Here is a 3293-nt window from a genome sequence, read left to right on the forward strand (position 1 = left end):
AGCCGCGCCGGCCGCCGCCGCGCCCGCCGTGGCCGAATCCGCCGCCGCCGCCGAAGCCATCTCGCAGGCCGCGCGCACCAGCCGCGCCGCCGCCCCGGCCCACGTCGACAAGGAATCCACCTCGATCCGCGTGGGCGTGGAAAAGGTCGATCAGGTCATCAACCTGGTGGGCGAACTGGTCATCACCCAGGCCATGCTGGCGCAGACCGCGTCGACGCTGGATCCGGTGCTGCACGACCGCCTGCTCAACGGCATGGAGCAGCTCGAGCGCAACGCGCGCGACCTGCAGGAAGCCGTCATGTCGATCCGCATGATGCCGATGGACTACGTCTTCAGCCGCTTCCCGCGCCTGGTGCGCGACATTGCCGGCAAGATGGGCAAGCAGATCGAACTGCAGACCTACGGCCGCGCCACCGAACTCGACAAGAGCCTGATCGAACGCATCATCGACCCGCTGACGCACCTGGTGCGCAACAGCCTGGACCACGGCATCGAGACGCCCGAGAAGCGCGTCGCCGCCGGCAAGGATCCGGTCGGCCAGCTGGTGCTGTCGGCCCAGCACAACGGCGGCAACATTGTCATCGAAGTCAGCGACGACGGCGCCGGCCTGAACCGCGAAAAGATCCTCAAGAAGGCAATGGCCCAGGGCCTGCCGGTCAACGAAAACTCGCCGGACGACGAAATCTGGCAACTGATCTTCGCGCCGGGCTTCTCCACGGCCGAGAAGGTCACCGACATTTCCGGCCGCGGCGTCGGCATGGACGTGGTGCGCCGGAACATTCAGGACATGGGCGGTCACGTGCAGCTGTCGTGCGAGCCGGGCAACGGCACCACCACGCGCATCGTGCTGCCGCTGACGCTGGCGATCCTGGACGGCATGTCGGTGCGGGTGGGCGAGGAAACCTTCATCCTGCCGCTCAACCATGTGACCGAATCGCTGCAGCCGACCAACGACCAGATCTACTCCGTGGCCGGCAACGAGCGCGTCATGCACGTGCGCGGCGAATACCTGCCGCTGGTCGAGATGCACCGCGTGTTCTCGGTCAGCGAGGCGCAGACCGACCCGACCCAGGCCATCGCCGTCATCATGCAGGCCGAGGACCGCCGTTTCGCGCTGCTGGTGGATCACCTGATCGGCCAGCACCAGGTGGTGGTGAAGAACCTCGAGTCGAATTACCGCAAGGTCCCCGGCATCTCCGCCGCCACCATCCTGGGCGATGGCAGCGTGGCGCTGATCGTCGACGTATTTGCGCTTGCGCGCGCCAACCGTGAGCGTTGGTCGCAGCCCGAAGCCATTCTGAATTGATGGAGAAATAGCCCCATGGCAGCCAAACCGCAAGCGCAAGCCGCGCGCAATGAAGATGTCGGCAACGAGTTCCTGGTGTTCACGCTGGGCGACGAAGAGTACGGCATCGACATCCTGAAGGTGCAGGAAATCCGCGGCTACGACGCCGACACGGTGACCCGTATCGCCAATGTCCCGCCGTTCATCAAGGGCGTGACCAACCTGCGCGGCATCATCGTGCCGATCGTCGACCTGCGCATCAAGTTCAACCTGGGCAGCGTCGAATACAACGAGCAGACCGTCGTCATCATCCTGAACCTCGATCGCCGCGTGGTCGGCATCGTGGTCGACGGCGTGTCGGACGTGCTGATGCTCAACGCCGGCCAGATCCGCCCGGCGCCGGAATTCGGCGCCACCCTGTCCACCGAGTACCTGACGGGCCTGGGGACGGTCGACGAACGCATGCTGATCCTGGTCGACATCGAGAAGATGATGACCAGCGACGAAATGGCTCTGGTGGAGAAGGTCGCCTCCTGATCGGAGCGGCGGGATCCGGGCGCCTCGGTCCGCTACGCGGCCGACCGCCCAGCAGAGAGGGGTAGGGCGCGCCATATTGGATTCGATATGGCGCTTTTCTTAACGATTTCAGTCTGGAGTGGTGCTTGTGATGCGCAAGTTTTTCGCGAACATGACGATACGCAGCAGCCTGTTGTGGGTGCTGGCGTTCTTCTCATTCATGTTGGTGATCGGAGCCGCACTGGGCGTGCTGTCGTTGCGCATCAGCAACGCGACGCTGGCGGAAATCAAGCAATCGCAAGAACTGAACGATGCGCTGGGCCGCGTCGTGTCGAGCTACAAAGACACCCTCAATGGCCTGGGCCGCACGGCCTCGTCCAATTATGCCGACATCGTGCGCAGCGTCGGCCAGCCCACGCTGCTGACGCAGGGCCTGTCGAGCGAGGCCGCCGGCCTGCTCGAGCGCGCCAAGGCGGCGCAGAACAAGGGCCAGGCGGAATTCGACTATTTCAAGACCTTGCCCAGGCCGGCCGAGGCGGCCGAGTCCCTCAAGGAAGTCGAGGATTCGTACGGCGCCTTGATCCAGCAAGGCGTGCAGCCGCTGACCGCCGCGCTGGAGAAGGCCGACATGCCGGCCTACCAGACGCAGGTGCAGAAGGTGCAGGACGCGCTCGAAGGGCGCTTCGCCCGCGCCGTCGAGGGGTTTGATTTCTGGCGCGCCAGCAAGATGCTGGACGCGTTCGAGGTGGCCCAGGTGCGCTACCAGTTCGTGCTGCTGGCGGTGAGCGCCGGCGGCGTGATCGCCGCGCTGCTGGTGTTCGCCACCTATGTGTTCCTGCGTCGCCGCGTGCTGCAGCCGCTCAAGGATGCCGGCCATCACTTCGACCGCATTGCCGGCGGGGATCTGACCGCCCGCGTCGAAGTCCGCAATACCAACGAGATCGGCCAGCTGTTCGCCGCGCTCAAGCGCATGCAGGAAAGCCTGACGCGCACGGTGTCCTCGGTGCGCCGCGGCGTCGACGAAATCAATACCGGTTCGCACGAGATCGCCGCGGGCAACACCGACCTGTCCAGCCGCACCGAGCAGCAGGCAGCTTCGCTGGAAGAGACCGCGGCCTCGATGGAGCAACTGGCCTCGACCGTCAAGCAGAACGCCGACAACGCGCGCCAGGCCAACCAGCTGGCGGCCAGTGCGTCGGACGTGGCCGAGCGCGGCGGTTCGGCGGTGGCCGAGGTGGTCAACACCATGCACGGCATCTCGGCCAGCTCGCGCAAGATTTCCGAAATCGTGTCGGTCATCGACGGCATTGCCTTCCAGACGAACATCCTGGCGCTGAACGCGGCGGTGGAAGCCGCTCGTGCCGGCGAGCAGGGTAAGGGTTTCGCGGTGGTGGCGGGCGAAGTGCGCTCGCTGGCGCAGCGCAGCGCGCAGGCGGCCAAGGAAATCAAGGGCCTGATCGAGGATTCCGTGACCAAGGTGGGCGCGGGTTCG

Annotated in this window: 3 protein-coding genes; all 3 read left to right on the top strand. The window is 65.6% G+C overall.

All coding sequences use genetic code 11. The features are described from left to right. Positions 1-1306 (top strand): chemotaxis protein CheW (locus tag H0523_RS31760; protein WP_257225196.1); only part of this gene is annotated, 1306 nt, incomplete at its 5' end. A 15-nt stretch (positions 1307-1321) separates the two neighbouring features. Then, positions 1322-1822: a chemotaxis protein CheW gene (cheW, locus tag H0523_RS31765; protein ID WP_006387513.1), complete on the top strand. Its 501-nt coding sequence runs from the start codon at positions 1322-1324 to the stop codon at positions 1820-1822. Between the two features lie 130 nt (positions 1823-1952). Further along, positions 1953-3293: methyl-accepting chemotaxis protein (locus H0523_RS31770; RefSeq protein WP_180180305.1), on the top strand; the 1341-nt coding region annotated here is incomplete at its 3' end.

It is taken from the genome of Achromobacter insuavis (genome assembly GCF_902859645.1).
Lineage (GTDB): Bacteria > Pseudomonadota > Gammaproteobacteria > Burkholderiales > Burkholderiaceae_B > Achromobacter > Achromobacter insuavis.